The sequence below is a fragment of the Streptomyces sp. NPDC050508 genome (genome assembly GCF_040655155.1).
GTDB lineage: Bacteria > Actinomycetota > Actinomycetes > Streptomycetales > Streptomycetaceae > Streptomyces.
Map to the genome: position 1 here is coordinate 118,146 of NZ_JBFAJJ010000024.1, position 15,427 is coordinate 133,572.

Below are 15,427 nucleotides of genomic sequence, written 5' to 3' on the forward strand. Positions count from 1 at the left end.
GAATCCCGGCCGGGCGGGCTACATGGTCTCGGTGAGGATGTGCAGAAGGAACCAGGCCGAGAAGCCCGTCCATCCGACCGCGAAGACGGCCCGGCCCACCTTCGAGGTGCGGGTGCGGAAGAGCCTTCTGGTGTTCTCGCTGAGGGTGTCGCCGTCGCGCTTGTTGATCAGCGCCCACGTCTCGAAAAGGCCGAACATGGCCGTCCATACGGCCCAGACGGTCGCGCTCACTGGGGGTCTCCTTCAGTTCGGTACCGCAGGCGGCAGCGGCAGTTGATGGTGAGATGGAGAGGGGCGAACTGGTCGCCGGGGAAGCGCATGGGGAAGCCGTCCACGTCGAACGGGGTGTTGACGGGGAGGGTGGTGCCGTCGACCGCTTCGTGGGCGGCACGTACTCGGTCGTCGCGGCGCGTGACCCAGGTGCGGACGATGCCGGGGCCGATCGCCGCGGCGGTCGCCTCGACGGTCCCGTTGACGGTGGCGACGGCTGCGGCCTCCGAAGCGCCGTTGATCGTGTGGGGCGCCATGTCGGTGAACGCGGTCCGCACGAGCGCAACCAGGTCGTCGAGGTCGTCGGTGACGGTCTGGCCCTGTGCGAGGAGAGTGGCGAGGCTTGTCAGGAACGATCGGGTCGCCTTCTCGGCACCAGCCACCGCGTCGAGCAGCCTGACGGTGATCAGGGACCGGACCGACGATGGGACGGCTGTACCGAAGGCGGCGGCGGTGCGCTCGGCAACTGCCGACGCGAGGCCGACCAGCACCCGGGACAGGGCGACCTGGACTTCTTCAAGCCATCGGTCGGTGCCGACGATGCGCTCGATGTCGAGTGGTTGGTCCCCGCCTCGGGTGTCGGTGGGCCCGTCGTCCTTCCAGAAGCGGGTGCCCTTACGGGCCCTTGGGGAGCGCAGCCGGGCGGTGATGACGCCTTCCTGGCGGGCGAACAGCGGGGCCAGGGCAGTGCGGATGGCCTCCTCCGCCCGGTCGAAGTCGTCGTCGGTGACCTCAAAGCCCTGGGTGCCGCCGGGCAGTGCTTTGACCTGGATGCCGCGCGCTTCCGCGACGGCCGCCGCCGCGTCACCGGGTATCCGGTCTTCTTGCTCCTGGCGAGCATCGGCAACGGCCGCGGCTGCTGCTCCCGGTCCGCTGCTTGATGTCACGTCATCGCGGGCGCTGGCGACCGCTGCGGCGGCGGCGCCGGGAGCGGACACCTGATCCGTCTCGGCGCGCGCCTGCGCGACGACGGCCGCGGCATCCCCGCCGGCCGCTTCGGGGCTCGGAGGAAGCGGAGCGTTGGGGCTCGACTGACCGGTACCGGGCGGGAGTTGCGGCACGTTGCCACCGGAGGCGTCGCCGGGGCCCGCGATGCCGAGCGCCGCGGCGTCCTCGGGCCGGGCCGGGACAGGCGCCTTCTGCGGAGAGATCCACAGAGCCCTGGTGTGGGGGTTGTTGAACGCGGGGAGCCCTGCGCGCCGCCGGTACTCGTCGGCGGAGATCAGCCCGGCTTCCCACTCCTCGCGGGCCTCAGCCCGCCGTTTACGGCGGGGGAGTTCCAGAGCTTCGACGGTGCTGGTGTCGAAGCGGATGGCCCGGTCGAGGTCGCCCAGGTCACTGGCGAACGCGTTGCTGATCAGTTCCAGGTGGGGCAGTTCTGTGTGAATCCAGAACCCGTATTCCTCTTGCTCGGCGTTGTCGAAGGTGCGTCCGGAGGCGTTGCCGGTGACGGATTCGGGCACACCGAACGCCGCCAGAATCTCGATCTTGGAGTTCTGGGCGGCGTGCTCGTATGCCATTTCCCTGGGGCGGGCCGCCAAGTCGACGTAGTTCATGCCGCCGGGTCCGGAGCCGACGACGGACACGTGGCCGGCGAACTCGCTCCCCGGCAGGAAGCGGGCCTCCAGGCGGTCCATCTCCCGGTCGGACAGGGAGGTCGTGTCGACGGCCACGATGCCGCCGGGCCTCGCATCGTTCTTAATGAAGGCCACGTTGTAGAGGCGCGAGAGGTGGTCTAGCTCGACGCTGATCCCTGCGGCTTCCAGCGGGGTCACGCCGGAGAACGGGTCGGTGGGATGGGGATCTCTGATCCAGCGCACGCGCTCGGGGTCCAGCTCCCGCACTTCGCCGTGGAGGGTCGTGAACTCGTAGTGGAGGATGTACTCGCCGCGCGGGTCCGGCACGGGGATGACCCGGTCAGGTGGCAAGAGGTCGAGCCGGGTGATGGTGCCGCGGTTGGAGCGGGTGATCTCAACGAACGCGCCGCGTTTGGAGAGCAGGATCTGCGCCGACAGACGCTTGCGGAACTGGGCGCCGGTCTCGACAGGGTTGGCTCGGCCGTTGAGTACGCGGAGAAGGGGGTGGTCCTCGATGACCTCCTCGAACTCGCCGTCCTCGGTCAGGCCGCTGCCGATCTCCAGGGGTAGCCGGGAGGCGTGCTTGCCCATGGTGTCGATCGCCTTGTAGACCCAGACGACGCGCTCGTACCCCTCGGTGACGACGCGTCCGATGTCCCATCCGTCAGCGCGGCCCTCCGTGGACCAGACGTTCGAGGTGCCCGCGTAGCTGGTGGAGGTGTAGCCGCCGGTCCAGGTGACTGTCTTCGTCTCGGTGTCCTGCGGGCGGTCCGGGGTGAAGCGGGCACGCAGGGCTGGAAGCCATCGGCGCCGTGCCACGTCACGCCCCCTCGCTGCTCAGGAAGACGCCGAGCGCGAGCAGCAGCCCGAAGAGCAAAGACCACGGCGTGAGGTACAGGGCGAGGCCGGTCAGGACCCACAGACCCATCGTCAGGGCGAAGTAGCCGGCCACCAGTCGGACCCATCGGGGGAGTGGCGGGTTGATGTACAGGACGGCGCCGCCGCCGATGGAGAGTCCGAGCCCGGCGAGGAAGAGCGCGACGAGCGGGGCGCTGACGGAGATGGCCCCGAGCAGGCCGACCGTCCCGGTGCCTACCAGGAAGAGGCCGATCAGGTCGCGTGCGATGCGACGCCGGGGCGCCCGGTGGTCGGGGGGCGGAGACTGCGTTGGAGGATTCACGCCGCGGACCGTAGAAAGCCGCGCGGCTTGCGTCTCGGCCTGCCGTTTTGGTCAGTCGTCCGGGCCGAAGAAGAGGACCGTGGCTACGCCAAGCCAGGTTGCCACTGCGGCGATGAACCCGGCGGCCGTGCTGAGTTGAGGATCGGCGGTGTAGTGGAAGGTACCGCCGCCAGAGAGTGCGCCTAGGAGGACGCCGAGAAGGAAGATGGGCACGGGGTGCCCTAGCGGGCCGGGCGGGAGACGCCGGAGACGTAGGCGCCGATGCCGCGCCGCTGGATCACACCGCCAGGGATGACCTTCGCGGTCGACGGCAGCTCGGGGACCTTCCGTTTGGCCCGCTGCGTCTGGTCACCGCCGATGAGGTGCCGGTTGTCGAGCAGAGCCTCGCAGTCCTGATCGGCAACGTCCTCGTACGGCCGTCGGCACGACCGGCAGTACACCTCAAGGGCATCAACGCGCGTGCCCTGCACGGTCGTGAACGAGCCGCGGAAGTCGGCGAGCTTCGCCACCCGGTCCTCGACCTTGATCTCTGCGGCGACGATCCAGACGTGCGCGAAGGACTCTTCCAGCTCCTCGACGACGGCGGCCAGCTCGGTGGCTTCCTGCGGCAGGGCGAAAAGGTCAGCGAAGGGTTCGAATTCCAGTTGATCGCGAACTACTGGAGTCGAGGTCGGCACAGTGCGGGTCCTCCCGGCGGCGATACATCAGATCGTGGCCGAGCGTCAACGCCTAGCCGCCTATTGGACGGAGTGGGCCCCGTAGGTGTTACACCTCCATCAGCGCGATCACTCTGGAAGGGACTGAGATTGAGCGAGGGCAAGGCGGAATAGGAGCTGGGCGTAGCTCTTCACCGGCATGTTCGCGGCTGCGGCGTGCTCCGCAAGGGCCTGGTGCTCGTGCTCGTCCAGCGCCACGAGCACGCCGTACGAGGGGGCGATACCGAGGCTCTGCGGCGTGTACCGCTGACCCAACACCTCGGTCAGGAGGTCGGCGAGGAGTTGAGGGATCGGCGATCGGGGCCGTTCACCGTGGCGTATCCATCGGCCGACGCGCGCCTTGTCGACGGCGACTCCGGAGTGTCCGTGTTGCCGGGCGCGATGGTTGATTCGGCGGGCCGTTTCGCTGTTGTTCCATTTGGCCTCGGCCAGCGCGAGAGCGAGGGCGTAGTTCGGGCCCTTCACGCCACACCACCCCCACGCGTCGCAGGAGAAGGCACGAGGGGGGGTTGCGAATGGGTTCGCAACCCCGCAGGTCGTAGCGGGGGCGAGGACGTGAACGGCACGGTTGCCGTGCACCCCCCAACGAGGGTGCTCCTGTTGGTAGTTGAGGCGGTTACGGCCGCCTCGAAGGAGGCTTTCGCATGACCGAAACCGCAGTTCCCCGGATCAAGATCGACACGCTGGCTGGGCCGGTCGACCTGAAGCGGGTGCACTTCGTCGGCGTCGGCGGCTCGGGCATGCTGCCGGTCGCCGCGGTGTGCGCCGGGCGGGGCTACACCGTGACCGGCAGCGACATCCGGGACTCGTCCCGGCTGGCGGTTCTCGCACAGCAAGGCGCCCGGGTGTTCTTGGATCACCAGGCCGGACATGTTCCGGTGGACGCGAGCGCGGTCGTGGTCACCCACGCCGTCCGCGAGGACAACTCGGAGATCCTGCGGGCGCGGGAGCTCGGCATTCCCGTCGTGCACCGGTCGATGGTTCTGGACACGCTGATGTCCTGGCGCACGTCGGTCGCGGTGATGGGCACGCACGGCAAGTCCAGCACCGCGTCGATGCTGGCCGACGCGCTCTCCCGCCTCGGCCACGACCCGTCGTACGCGGTGGGCGCCGACCTCGAAGGGCCGGGCAGCGGCGGGCACGCCGGCCACGGCGGCTTCTTCGTCGCGGAGGTCGACGAGTCGGACCGCACGCACGTCGGCACGCACATGAGCGTCGCGGTGATCACGAACATCTCGCACGACCACCCCGAGAACTACTCCGGGGAGGGTGACCACGTCGACGCGTACGAGGAGTGCATCCGCACGGGGCTCGCGGAGGGCGGCACGCTGGTCCTCAACACCGATTCCGAGGGCTGCCGGGAGCTGGCGTCGAGGCTGGCCATGGCGGAGGACGGGCCGCGGGTGGTCACGTTCGGAACGTCGTCGTCGGCGGACTGGAGGCTGACGGAGATCGCCGCCACCGACGGACGCCCCACGGCGGTGCTGACCGGGCCGAACGGCATGGAAGTCGACCTCGGCCTGCGCGTGGCGGGCGTCCACCAGTTGCTGAACGCCGCCGCGGTCGTCGCCGCCCTGCACGTCCTGTGCCAGGACCCCGACCAGGTGGCGGAGCACCTGCTGTCCTTCGAGGGCGCTCGGCGGCGGATGACCCCGGCCGGTGAGGAGGCCGGGGTACGCGTCTACGACAGCTTCGCCCATCACCCCGAGGAGGTGGCGGCGGATCTCGCCGCCGCGCACACGCTCCTCCGGGGTGACGAGGGGCGGGTGCTGGTGGTGTTCCAGCCGTCCGACGACGCCCGGCTCAGCGTGTTCGGCGACGAGTTCGGGAAGGCGTTGGCCGGGTGTGACGAGGTGGTGCTGACCGACAGCAGCCGCGGCGTTCACCCGGGAGCGCTGGAGCTGCTGTCGAGCCGGATCGTCCAGGCCCGGGGAACGGTCGTGGACGTGGTGCCGGAGCGGGACAAGGCCATGCTCTACGCGGCCCGGTCGGCGCGGCCGGGTGACGTCGTCGTCCTGATGGGGGTCGGCGACATCGTGGATTCCGGGGCGGTGCTCCTGGCCGCGCTGAAGGAGATGGCGCTCGTAGCGGTCTAACCGGCTGCGGGAGGGGTCGGCTTCAGCAGCGCGTCGGCGAGCTGCTGGAGCTGATTCCCGCGCGATGCCTTGAACAGCGCGACGTCGCCGGGCTGGAGGATCGTGTTGAGCAGTTCGAGCGCGGTCTCCTGGTCGGGCAGGTGCACGGCCGTCCCGCCGGCCTCGCGGACACCTTCCTGCATCCATCCGGCTTCGTCCCCTCCCACCAGGATGATCTGGTCCAGGCCCAGCCCGGCGGCGTACCGCCCGATGTCCTCGTGCGCGGTGCGCGCGTCGTCGCCGAGTTCGTTCATCCCGCCCAGGACGGCCACCGAACGCTGGTCCTGGCCCTTGGTCATGGCGGCTAGGGCGTCCAACGAGTGCAGCATCGAGTCGGGGTTGGCGTTGTAGGCGTCGTTGACGATCGTGACGCCGTCGGCGCGGGTGGTGGTCTCCATCCGCCAGCGGGAGCGCGGGAGCGCTTCGGACAGGCGTGCGGCGATCTGGTCGACGTCGAGACCGGCTTCGCGGGCTACGGCGGCGGCTGCGAGGCTATTGGGGATCTGCACGTCACCGCGGAACTGAAGGTGGACGCGTGCGCTGCCCTCAGGGGTGGTGAGGGTGTAGGAAGCCTGGCCCTGTCCGTCGATCTCGATGTCCGTCGCGCGCACGATGGCGTTCTCTGCCAGGCCGTAGGTGACGACGCGTCCTTTGGTGCGCTGGTCCATGGCCCGCACGAAGGGGTCGTCGGCGTTGAGGACGGCGAGTCCGTCCGTGCGAAGGGCTTCGACGATCTCGCCCTTGGCCTGGGCGATGTTCTCGCGCCCCCCGAACTCGCCGACGTGGGCGGTGCCGACGTTGGTGATGACGCTGATGTCGGGCGGGGCGATCTTGGTGAGTTCGGCGATGTCGCCGATGTGGCGGGCGCCCATCTCCAGCACCAGGTAGTCGGTGTCGGTGGTGGCCATGGTGATGGTCAGCGGGAGCCCGATCCCGTTGTTGAAGGACTGCGGGGTCGCCACCACGCGGCCGGGCAGCACCTGAGCGATGAAGTCCTTGGTGCTCGTCTTGCCGGCCGAGCCGGTGACGGCGACGACCCGGGCCCGGCTGAAGCCGCCGTTCAGGAGGTACTGGCCGAGCCGGCCGAACGCGTCGAGGACGTCGTCGACGACGATGGCGGGTACGCCGACGGCCCGTGTGACCAGGGCCGTGGTGGCGCCCTTGTTGACGGCGGCCTCCGCGTAGGCGTGACCGTCGACGTGCTGGCCCTGGAGCGCGAGGAACAAGCTGCCGGGGACGGCGTCGCGGGAGTCGAACACAGCGGGTTCGGTGACCTCGGCCGAAGGGTCGAGGACGTCCGCGAGGTGGCCGCCGACGACACGGGCGATCGTGGTCAAGGACATGGGTTGCAACGTGGTTCTCCTGCTCAGGTGGTTGTGGGCGACGCTACCGGCCGTGACACGGGGGTCAGGGCAGGTGCTTGTCGTACGGTGCGGCGCAGGTCCAGCGAGATGCCGCGGCCCGCGAAGAACTCGCCGAAGCGGTTCAGGGGAAGAGACGTCGAGCGGGTCTCAGGCGTGTGGCCGCTGGGGTTGCGGTAGAAGATCCGGCCGTCTTTGTGGCCGATCGCCAGCACGAGGTGCCCGCCGCGCCGCTCGGGGGTTACACCCGGGCTGCGGATCTCCTTGGAGACGGAGACGGCCACCATGCGCCTGGCGTCCAGGAGGTTGAGGACGTCGTGCAGTTCCATCACGCGGTGGACGTCGGCCGGCATGCCGTGGGACTCGCAGGCGTACGCGGCGAACGGATCGTAGATCAGGCCTTTGATCTGGCCGTCCTCCTGGGTGTACGCGCCGAAGGACCGTGCTCCTGCGAGGAGTTGGAAGAGGCTGGGGGCTTCTCCATCGCGGTGCAGCAGTGCCATGCGCAGGCAGGCAATCCCGCAGATGTGACGGCACCAGCGGGCGTATATGGCCCGGGTGGGAGCCCCGCTCTCGGCCCACCGGGGGTCGTCGGCCGGGTCGTGGCCGTCGTACGCGATCCGCTCGATCAGGTTCGGCGAGGCGTACTGGGTGACTTCCGGCACCGGGTCGTGGATCGCCCGGTCCTTTGGGGACAAGGTGTCATCGCAGCACGGGGGCAGCATGGGGGTTCCGTTCGGTTCGGTCCATCGCGATATCGAGCAGTTTCCGGTAGTCGGGCCAGTCGACGTTGCCGCCGGAGACCACCACGCCGACCGGTCCGTCCGGAAGGCGGTCGGCAACCTGGAGCAGCCCGGCCAGCGCGACGGCCCCGGAGGGCTCGGCGGCGGTGCGGTAGTAGCGCCACAGGTACGCCATCGCGTCGGCTATGGCCCCTTCGGGAACGGTGACGACATCGTGGAGCAGGCTCTTGTTGATCCCGAAGGGGATCAGCGCGGGCTCGGTGTGACGCAGCCCGTCGGCGATGGTGTCGGGCGGCCGGATCGAGGTGAGACGCCCGGACTTGATCGAGCGGTGGGTGTCGTCCGCGGTGGCCGGCTCCACGCCGATGACACGCAACCGGGGATTGTGGCCGAGCGCTGCGAGCGCCGACCCGGCGGCGAGACCGCCACCACCGACAGGTACGACGATCGCGACCAGGTCGTTGACCTCTTGCAGCATCTCCCAGGCGACCGTGCCGGCCCCGGCGATAACCTCACGATGGTCGGAGGAGGGGACGACCGTCAGACCCGAGCGGTAGGCGATCTGCTGGACAAGCGCCTCGCGCCGGTCACGGCGGCGGTCGTAGGGGAAGATCCGCGCGCCAAAGGCTTCGATCGCGGAGCGCTTGGAGGCCGGGGCATCGCTGGGGATGACGACGGTGGCCGACGCGTCGTGCAGGCGCGCGGCCAGCGCGAGCGCCTGGGCGTGGTTGCCGGACGAACCGGCGATGAAGCCCGCATTGCGCTGGTCGCTGCTCGCCGTGGCCACGGCGTAGTAGGCCCCGCGGAACTTGAAGGACCCGGTGCGCTGCTTGGTCTCGTCCTTCACCCACACCCGTCGGCCGACGATCTCGTCGAAGACGGCGGAGGCGACCATCGGGGTCCGCACCGCCTCGCGGCGGACCACCTCCATGGCCATGAGGACGTTGTCGGACGTCACGCCCGGCACGACACGGCTCGTCTCTGTCATGCGTGGGCCCGCCGGTCGGTGTTCGCGCCGCGCAGGATGTGGCTGATGAGGTGCTCGTAGCTGACGTTGGCGGCCTTCGCCATCTGCGCGAGGTTGCCCCCATGGCTCAGGCCCGGGAGGGTGTTGGCCTCCAGCCACAGCGCTTGGTCGTCCGTGGTGACGACGAAGTCGTGCCGGCTGTAGCTGTGACAGCCCAGAGCCCGGTGGGCGGCGATGGACTGCTCGCGCAGCGACCGCTCCAGTGCGGATGGCAGCCTGGCAGGGCAGTGGTAGACACACACGTCGTCCCCCTGCTTCGCAGCCTGGGTGTAGAGCCTGCCGGGCGTGACGGCCTCGATCGGCGGCAGGGTCTCCACGAACCCCGCGTCCTCGTCTTCGAGCACGGCGACGCTGACCGACCGCCCCGGGTAGTAGGTCTCCGCCATCAGGGCCGTGTCCGCCGTCTCCCTGAGAACCGAGGCGAGTTCGTCGCGACCGCGGGGGAGGCGTATCCCCACCGAGCAGCCCTCGTTGACGGGCTTGATGATGACGTCCGAGCCGAGCAGCCTGATGATGCGCGCCGCTTCGTCATCCGCCTCGGGCGTGGAGTTCACGGCCGTGCTGCTGAGTGTGTGAACGCCGGCGGACTCCACGATGGTTTTGGCCCGCAGCTTGTGCATGGCGAGCGCGGAGGCCAGGACGCCGGAGCCGGTGTAGCGGAGACCGCGGGTCTCCAAGTAGCCCTGGAGGCGGCCATCCTCGGCTCCTCGACCGGCGATGGCCAGGAACGCGGTCTGGACGCCGTCGAGCCGCTTGCCGAGTTCGTTCTGGTCATCGAGGTCGATGATGTCCGCCGTCAGCTTCAAGTCGTGCAGCGCTCCGAGGACGGCTTGCCCCGACAGTAAGGAGCGCTCGCGTTCAGCCGACCAGCCTCCGGTGATGACGGCAAGCCTGCCCTGGACGTCGTGCCGGTCGATCAGCTCGATGAGCATTGCGTTCTCCTTGGTCTTACTCACTGGTCGGTGGTGCTCGGGGGAGTGCTGCACGGTTCATCCGGCCCCGGACCGTCCTCCGGTCCGGGGCCGGATGATGCACTCGTCTGCCGATCGGCAGACGAGCAGTCATGTGGCCGGGCAGGCGCCGACAGGGGGGAAGCGGTGATCTTCACCTCCGCCTGGGCCCCTGCCGGGTCACATCAGGCCGTGGCGGTTCGGGTCTGTGCAGCCGCCGGTGGTGGTGCGGCACCCGGCGCAGCCCTGGCCCTGACTCTGCTGGTCACCCTGTCCACCAGAGTTGTTGTTGTCGTCGGCCACGATTCAGTCCTTTCGTCGTACGGGATGCGCATGATCATGGGGAGATAGGCCCCGGGGCCAGGACGGCGCGGACCGTCTTGCCGGAACCGTCGCTGTGCAGGAACCACGTGAGCCGGGCGCCGAGTTCTGCGACCCGCCGCAGCCCCACGCCGCTCTCGCCCGTCCTGGCTGCGGCAAAGCCCGGGAAGGACGGGTTGGGGTCGATGACGTCGAGGACGAGTTCGCCGGCTTCTGTCACGGCCGCGCGCAGGACGATGCGGCTCTCGTTCACCGCTCCGCGGGGAAGACCGTGGCGGAGCGCGTTGTCGACGAGGTGGCTGACTACCCCGACGGCTTCCAGGACCGGACCGTCCCAGTTGAGCGCGGGAAGGCATCCCCGAATCCACCACCGGCCCATCCTCACGGCGCCCTCCTGGTAGGGCAGTTCGGTCTGGAAACTGATGGTGATCGGCGACGGACCCTCGGCGGGCCGAAGGTCTGTGAGGGGCTCCTCGACGGGCGGTTGCACCGTGCGCAGGAGTTGCGGCAGGGCACGGTAGACCAGGCACGCCTGAGTGGGCGGTCGGCCGAGCATCTTCCGCGCGCGGCTGGCGATTTCGTCCACCTCCCACACCGACACCTGGAGGTCGACGAGCGCGTACTCCTTCAACGTCCGGCCGCGGGCCAGCGCTTGGACGAAGGCCAGGATGTCCGGGGGAAGCCAGCCGGGATCGTCCGGGTCGGGGGCGTCGAGGAGTCCATGCACCCGGGCGCGGAAGACAAGCTCCGGTTGCCGACCTTGCGGTCGGTTGCGCTGGGAGCCGAGCTTGTTGGCGGCTCCGGACCAAATGAGGCCCAAGCCGGTGGCGGGCACAGGAAGCCCTGCCTCCAACAGCTTGCCCGCGATCTCGCCACTCCTGTGCCCGATCGCCGCGAGCGCGATGGCACAGCGCTCGGACGACGTGAGCGCCGTGGCGCCTGGGGGAAGTTCGGGGCGTTCGAGGATGCTCACAGGGCGCCTGCCTCGATGCCCCAGACAGCGACGTCGACGGTACTGGCGTCCATGAAGTCCCTTCAAACCAGATCGAGTTGAGCTACGCATCGGTGGGGTGAGCCGACTAGGAGATCTCCGCCGTGGGGGTCATCTCCGCAGCGGCGCCGGGGAGGAGCGGGCCCGTTCCTCACTGACCTGACCCGTCGCACGGGTCAGGGCCTGGATGAGGCGTGCGAGGTCCTGTGCGCGGTGCGCAGCCGATCGCGGGGCGGCTGTCGGGGCCAAACGTCTCAAGTTGAGGCGCCGGGCAGCTTCGCCGAGCGCGGCCTGCGCGCCGAGCCCTGCCCACGAGTCGGCGGAGATGTTGAGGCACTGAGTGCGCAGCTCGTCGGCGATGTCCCTGCCGTAGCGGCTGAACGACTCCGCCATGCCAAGAGCGACGTCGACGGCCGGAAGGACGTGGCCGTTCAGGTCCCAGGACAGGGCAGTCGCGACGAGGGCCAGGACCTCGTCCTTGTCGTCTTCGACGGGAGCACGCGTCATAAAGCGTCGTCTCCCAGCAGATCGAGCACCGCGAGAATGGCCATGGCGAACCGGTTGAGGTGTCCTCGGACACCGTCCGGAGGGGGATGTTCAGCGCTCAGGAAGATCAGGCGCCGCATCTGCCGGACGGGATACGGGCGCACGTCGTACGCCACGATCTCCACGAGCCCTGTAGTCGCCGTACGCAACCGCGTTGCGATGTCTGCCATTTCGTAGGGCGCGGGGGGCGCGAACTCGCCGAGTACGGCGTCCAGGTCGTCCCACAACTGCTCGTCGATCGCCTCGTAGGCGAGGGATCGGCGCAGGCAGTAGAGGAGCGCGCCCATCGTGACTTCATCGGTGGAGGCCTGTCGGTTCAGCAACTGTGCGGCGACGTCGGCCGTCACGGCGACCATCAGGTGTTCTCCCCGGTCGTTGTGAGGACGCACCACGTCGTCATGCCGTCGTCGTCGACACCCCACTTCTTCGACATGGCGGACACGATTAACAGCCCGCGACCGCTCTCGTCGTCCACTCTGGCCGCCTGGAGCTTGGCAGGGGTGGGATTGCCGTCGCTGACTGCGATGCGCAGTTCGCCGGCGAGGTGCATGACCTTGAGTCCGACCGGCTGACCCGCGCCGTGCTTGATGGCGTTGGTGACCAGCTCGGAGACGACGAGGAGGGCGGTGTTGACGAGGTCGTCGCTCGCGCCGATGAGGCGGAGGTATTCGTGGGTGCCCTGTCGTGCGGTCCTGACAGGGTGCCGGACCTTGCGGTGCCTGGGGAGAAGGGACAACTGGAAGCCGGACGCGGTGACCTGCCGTGTGGCTGTGGGGGCCGGAGCGACGGCTGTGGTCGTCGAGGTCATCGGTGGTCTCCCGTGAGACGGTCGTGGGGGGGGTGCAAGGGGCGGTCGGCGGCAGGGCTGCGTGTGCGGCCCTCACCACTTCGCCGGTAACTAGACGTGTCCGGATGGTGACTAGCGAACCGCAGGGGGGATGGAAGAGGGAACGAAGTTCTGACGAAGTTGACCCGTCAGTAACTGGTTCCGGGGTGCCAAGCGCCATGAACGTGCTGACATGCTGTAAGGCATGGCGAAATTGAACGAACAGCCTGCGACGGCTGCGGACTTGCTCCCCCTGGCCCTGACGTCGTACGGACACTTCACGTCCATGCGCGTCGACGCCGAGCGCCGCATCCGCGGCTTGGCCCTGCACATGGAACGACTCGTACGGGACAGCACGATCGTGTTCGGCACGGCGGTGGACACCGGCCGCGTCCGCGCCCTGGTCGCCAGCGCCCTGGACGGCCGGGAGGGGCCTTGCGTGGTCCGCGTCACGCACTTCGACCCGACGGTGGACATGGGGCACCCCGACAAAGCCACCGAGCCGCAGATCATGGTCACCGTGCGCAGCGCCGGCGAACTGCCCCCGCCGCCCCTGGCCGCGTTGAGCGTGCAGTACGAACGTGACCTTCCCCAGGTCAAGCACTGCGGGCTGTTCGGCGCCCTGCACGCCCGCCGCGCCGCCCAGCTCAAGGGCTTCGACGACGCCCTGTTCTTCAGTCCCAACAACCACGTGTCCGAGGGCGGAACATGGAACGTCGGCTTCATCGACCAGGACGGCACCGTCGTGTGGCCCGACGGCCCGGTGCTGCCCGGCGTAACCGCAGCGCTGCTTCAGGAACGCACGGAGTACAAGATCGCCCCCATCACTCTTGAAGAGGCCAAGGCCATGCCGGTCGCCTTCGCCACCAACACCTCCATCGGTGTCCGCGCCCTCTCGGCCATCGACGACACGCCCATGGCGATCGAACACCCTGTGCTGGCCACGCTCCGCGAGACCTACCTGTCCGTACCGGGCGATGAGCTGTAGAGGAGAACCGGAATGACGGGGGTCACCAGGTGGACCGGTCACGAGGTCTACCTGCTGCGCAAAGCCATGAGGAAGAACGGGCGCGACTTCGCCGCCCTGGTCCCCGTGAGCCAGCGCCAACTGACGACCTGGGAATGCCGGGGCGAGACCATCGATCTGCGCCCCGGCAACCAGGAGGCCTTGGACACCCTGCTCGCCCGCGCCGGCATCGCCGTCCAACAGCGATTCGCGGAAGCGCTCACCAAACGCGCCGCGGTCGAGCACGACGAGCGTGCCGAGGAACTGCTGCGCCGCGACCCGCGCACCGTCAAGCACCCTATTGACGGCAAGATCATGGTCCTCGTCGAGGAGGGCATCTACCTGGCCGGCGCCGCGAGTACCCCGAACTGGCTGGACTCCTTCCGCGTCGACGTCTACCCGACGACCAACCTCGACTACGAACGGTTCGTACGCGCCACCGGCCACAGGCCTCCACGGCATTGGCCGAACGGCCGCTGCCCCGATGACCTGTTCGACCACCCGGTGGTGTGGGTGACGTGGAATGACGCCACCGCATATGCCCACTGGTGCGGCAAGCAACTGCCCACCGCCCAGCAGTGGGAGAAGGCCGCCCGGGGCCCGAAGGGACGCACGTACCCGTGGGGGGACGAGCCCACGGCGGCCAAATGCAACGTGTCGGAGGCCGAGATAGGGAAGACGACCCCCGTCGCGCGCTACCAGTCCGGAGCCAGCCCGTATGGGGCATTCGACCTGTGCGGCAACGCGTGGGAGTGGTGCTCCACAGAGGAGGAGCCCGGCCGCTACGAGCTGAAGGGCTCGGCGTTCACCAGCCCCTTCGAGCGCGCGGCGCCCTCGTTGCGGAACGCGGCGAACGCCACCATGCAGGACAACGACACATCGTTCCGCTGTGTGAGCCCCCCGTAGCGACGGGCTGGTGTGGCCGGTCACTCCTGCACCGCCGCAGTGTCGCGTTCCGGGATGACCAGAGTGATGAAGCCGAAGTGCTCGTCAAGCCAGGCGAGTTGCCGTTCGTACTCGTCAAGCCGCAGGCTGATCATGGTTTGGGTGAGCACCACGACGCCGTCGGCCAACCCGGCACGAATCCGCTGGCGCACCTGATCCCACCCGGGGCGGGCCATGGGCCCGGTTGTGCCGTGGCAGTCCGTGTAGTCCTCCGTCGCAACCTGCCAGCCCTGCTGTTCCGCGAAGGCCCGTGCCGCGTTCAGTGAGTGCGTCGGAACGTGCCCGCCCACGGCGAGCGCGTACAGGCACACACGCGGCACCCGCCCGTTGGTCCGGAGTTGCTGGACGACTCGCTCGACGGTCGCGCGGCGAGCGATCATCAGCCTGGTGAGCGGGTCAGGCTCGATCCTGACCCTGTCGGGACGTAGCCATTCGTCGGTGGCACGCTCCTGGGCCATCCAGTCCTGGCCGCGGTGGGGGGTGGTGCTCTGGCGCATGCAGGCCTCGGCTTCCTTGGAGGACGTAGGTCCGCCGTCCGCGACGGGGGGCGCGCGGGCGGCGGACCTACTGGCCGGGAAAATGGCGACACCCAGCCCGTACACCTGCGGATATGACCGAGCGTGACAAAGGATCGCCACTTGACGCACACTCACGTCCCGCAGGGCTCTTAGCTTGCTCCTTTTGGCGGTCGGTGTGCAAGATGGTTGGGCGGATTGCCAAAAGGACTGAACTGACGTGCGGATAGCAACGCAAGTCGATGACGTGCCACACTGCGTCTATGACGCAGAAGCGAGCGACGCCGACTATCAAGAGACGGCGTGTTGGCGCTCAGT

The 15,427-nt window shown here is 68.9% G+C and carries 19 protein-coding genes; 3 read left to right on the forward strand and 16 right to left on the reverse strand.

Translation table 11 applies throughout. From position 1 onward, the window contains the following. Positions 1 to 18: 18 nt before the first annotated feature. From AB0I69_RS43085 to AB0I69_RS43110, 6 genes are all read right to left on the reverse strand, one after another. Positions 19 to 231 carry a hypothetical protein gene (locus AB0I69_RS43085; RefSeq protein ID WP_363101279.1) on the reverse strand — a complete coding sequence of 71 codons (213 nt, stop codon included), beginning with the start codon at positions 229 to 231 and terminating at the stop codon, positions 19 to 21. Continuing rightward, positions 228 to 2,666 (reverse strand): phage portal protein, encoded by a 2,439-nt coding sequence (locus AB0I69_RS43090; RefSeq protein ID WP_363101280.1) that lies wholly within the window; start codon positions 2,664 to 2,666, stop codon positions 228 to 230. Before AB0I69_RS43090 ends, AB0I69_RS43085 begins: the two co-directional genes overlap by 4 nt. 1 nt (position 2,667) lies before the next feature. Beyond that, the gene (locus AB0I69_RS43095) at positions 2,668 to 3,027 is read right to left on the reverse strand and encodes a hypothetical protein (RefSeq protein ID WP_363101281.1); all 360 of its coding nucleotides are present in this window, start codon (positions 3,025 to 3,027) and stop codon (positions 2,668 to 2,670) included. 51 nt (positions 3,028 to 3,078) lie between these two features. Next, positions 3,079 to 3,240, reverse strand: coding sequence for a hypothetical protein (locus AB0I69_RS43100; RefSeq protein WP_363101282.1), 162 nt, complete (start codon positions 3,238 to 3,240; stop codon positions 3,079 to 3,081). Between the two features lie 8 nt (positions 3,241 to 3,248). After that, the gene (locus tag AB0I69_RS43105) at positions 3,249 to 3,704 is read right to left on the reverse strand and encodes a hypothetical protein (protein ID WP_363101283.1); all 456 of its coding nucleotides are present in this window, start codon (positions 3,702 to 3,704) and stop codon (positions 3,249 to 3,251) included. 108 nt (positions 3,705 to 3,812) lie between these two features. Continuing rightward, the gene (locus tag AB0I69_RS43110) at positions 3,813 to 4,208 is read right to left on the reverse strand and encodes a hypothetical protein (RefSeq protein WP_363101284.1); all 396 of its coding nucleotides are present in this window, start codon (positions 4,206 to 4,208) and stop codon (positions 3,813 to 3,815) included. A 179-nt stretch (positions 4,209 to 4,387) separates the two neighbouring features. On the opposite strand from AB0I69_RS43110, the gene AB0I69_RS43115 reads away from it, so the two are divergent. Further along, positions 4,388 to 5,839: a Mur ligase domain-containing protein gene (locus AB0I69_RS43115; RefSeq protein WP_363101285.1), complete on the forward strand. Its 1,452-nt coding sequence runs from the start codon at positions 4,388 to 4,390 to the stop codon at positions 5,837 to 5,839. Here AB0I69_RS43115 and murF read toward each other — a convergent pair. The 9 genes from murF to AB0I69_RS43160 form a co-directional block, all read right to left on the reverse strand. Next, positions 5,836 to 7,221 carry a UDP-N-acetylmuramoyl-tripeptide--D-alanyl-D-alanine ligase gene (murF, locus tag AB0I69_RS43120; RefSeq protein WP_363101286.1) on the reverse strand — a complete coding sequence of 462 codons (1,386 nt, stop codon included), beginning with the start codon at positions 7,219 to 7,221 and terminating at the stop codon, positions 5,836 to 5,838. The two genes, AB0I69_RS43115 and murF, sit on opposite strands and share 4 nt — an antisense overlap. 23 nt (positions 7,222 to 7,244) lie before the next feature. After that, a complete protein-coding gene (locus AB0I69_RS43125; RefSeq protein ID WP_363101287.1) occupies positions 7,245 to 7,937 on the reverse strand; it encodes a peptidase in 693 nt (230 codons plus the stop codon). A 4-nt stretch (positions 7,938 to 7,941) separates the two neighbouring features. After that, complete coding sequence (locus AB0I69_RS43130; RefSeq protein ID WP_363101288.1) at positions 7,942 to 8,970, reverse strand: pyridoxal-phosphate dependent enzyme; 1,029 nt, start codon at positions 8,968 to 8,970, stop codon at positions 7,942 to 7,944. After that, positions 8,967 to 9,941: a hypothetical protein gene (locus tag AB0I69_RS43135; protein ID WP_363101289.1), complete on the reverse strand. Its 975-nt coding sequence runs from the start codon at positions 9,939 to 9,941 to the stop codon at positions 8,967 to 8,969. The genes AB0I69_RS43130 and AB0I69_RS43135 overlap by 4 nt, the downstream gene beginning before the upstream one ends. A gap of 198 nt (positions 9,942 to 10,139) precedes the next feature. Continuing rightward, the gene (locus AB0I69_RS43140) at positions 10,140 to 10,262 is read right to left on the reverse strand and encodes a hypothetical protein (protein ID WP_363101290.1); all 123 of its coding nucleotides are present in this window, start codon (positions 10,260 to 10,262) and stop codon (positions 10,140 to 10,142) included. Positions 10,263 to 10,296: 34 nt separating this feature from the next. Next, complete coding sequence (locus tag AB0I69_RS43145) at positions 10,297 to 11,253, reverse strand: ATP-binding protein (protein ID WP_363101291.1); 957 nt, start codon at positions 11,251 to 11,253, stop codon at positions 10,297 to 10,299. A 129-nt stretch (positions 11,254 to 11,382) separates the two neighbouring features. Further along, on the reverse strand, positions 11,383 to 11,778 hold the full coding sequence (locus AB0I69_RS43150) for a hypothetical protein (RefSeq protein ID WP_363101292.1): 396 nt from the start codon (positions 11,776 to 11,778) through the stop codon (positions 11,383 to 11,385). Continuing rightward, positions 11,775 to 12,173 carry a DUF6415 family natural product biosynthesis protein gene (locus tag AB0I69_RS43155; protein ID WP_363101293.1) on the reverse strand — a complete coding sequence of 133 codons (399 nt, stop codon included), beginning with the start codon at positions 12,171 to 12,173 and terminating at the stop codon, positions 11,775 to 11,777. Before AB0I69_RS43155 ends, AB0I69_RS43150 begins: the two co-directional genes overlap by 4 nt. Continuing rightward, positions 12,173 to 12,625 carry an ATP-binding protein gene (locus AB0I69_RS43160; RefSeq protein ID WP_363101294.1) on the reverse strand — a complete coding sequence of 151 codons (453 nt, stop codon included), beginning with the start codon at positions 12,623 to 12,625 and terminating at the stop codon, positions 12,173 to 12,175. The genes AB0I69_RS43155 and AB0I69_RS43160 overlap by 1 nt, the downstream gene beginning before the upstream one ends. Positions 12,626 to 12,848: 223 nt before the next feature. On the opposite strand from AB0I69_RS43160, the gene AB0I69_RS43165 reads away from it, so the two are divergent. Further along, entirely contained in the window at positions 12,849 to 13,631 is a 783-nt protein-coding gene (locus AB0I69_RS43165) for an aminotransferase class IV (protein WP_363101295.1), read from the forward strand. Positions 13,632 to 13,643: 12 nt separating this feature from the next. Further along, positions 13,644 to 14,555, forward strand: coding sequence for an SUMF1/EgtB/PvdO family nonheme iron enzyme (locus AB0I69_RS43170; protein WP_363101296.1), 912 nt, complete (start codon positions 13,644 to 13,646; stop codon positions 14,553 to 14,555). A 20-nt stretch (positions 14,556 to 14,575) separates the two neighbouring features. On the opposite strand, the gene AB0I69_RS43175 is transcribed toward AB0I69_RS43170, so the two are convergent. Then, positions 14,576 to 15,091, reverse strand: coding sequence for a recombinase family protein (locus tag AB0I69_RS43175; RefSeq protein WP_363101297.1), 516 nt, complete (start codon positions 15,089 to 15,091; stop codon positions 14,576 to 14,578). Positions 15,092 to 15,427 lie beyond the last annotated feature (336 nt).

Excerpts from the sequence above, each read along its gene's own strand:
- AB0I69_RS43115 (WP_363101285.1), top strand. The coding sequence starts at position 4,388 with ATGACCGAAACCGCAGTTCCCCGGATCAAGATCGACACGCTGGCTGGG.
- AB0I69_RS43175 (WP_363101297.1), bottom strand. The coding sequence starts at position 15,091 with ATGCGCCAGAGCACCACCCCCCACCGCGGCCAGGACTGGATGGCCCAG.
- AB0I69_RS43155 (WP_363101293.1), bottom strand. The coding sequence starts at position 12,173 with ATGGTCGCCGTGACGGCCGACGTCGCCGCACAGTTGCTGAACCGACAG.
- AB0I69_RS43165 (WP_363101295.1), top strand. The coding sequence starts at position 12,849 with ATGGCGAAATTGAACGAACAGCCTGCGACGGCTGCGGACTTGCTCCCC.
- murF (WP_363101286.1), bottom strand. The coding sequence starts at position 7,221 with ATGTCCTTGACCACGATCGCCCGTGTCGTCGGCGGCCACCTCGCGGAC.
- AB0I69_RS43170 (WP_363101296.1), top strand. The coding sequence starts at position 13,644 with ATGACGGGGGTCACCAGGTGGACCGGTCACGAGGTCTACCTGCTGCGC.
- AB0I69_RS43135 (WP_363101289.1), bottom strand. The coding sequence starts at position 9,941 with ATGCTCATCGAGCTGATCGACCGGCACGACGTCCAGGGCAGGCTTGCC.
- AB0I69_RS43150 (WP_363101292.1), bottom strand. The coding sequence starts at position 11,778 with ATGACGCGTGCTCCCGTCGAAGACGACAAGGACGAGGTCCTGGCCCTC.
- AB0I69_RS43130 (WP_363101288.1), bottom strand. The coding sequence starts at position 8,970 with ATGACAGAGACGAGCCGTGTCGTGCCGGGCGTGACGTCCGACAACGTC.
- AB0I69_RS43160 (WP_363101294.1), bottom strand. The coding sequence starts at position 12,625 with ATGACCTCGACGACCACAGCCGTCGCTCCGGCCCCCACAGCCACACGG.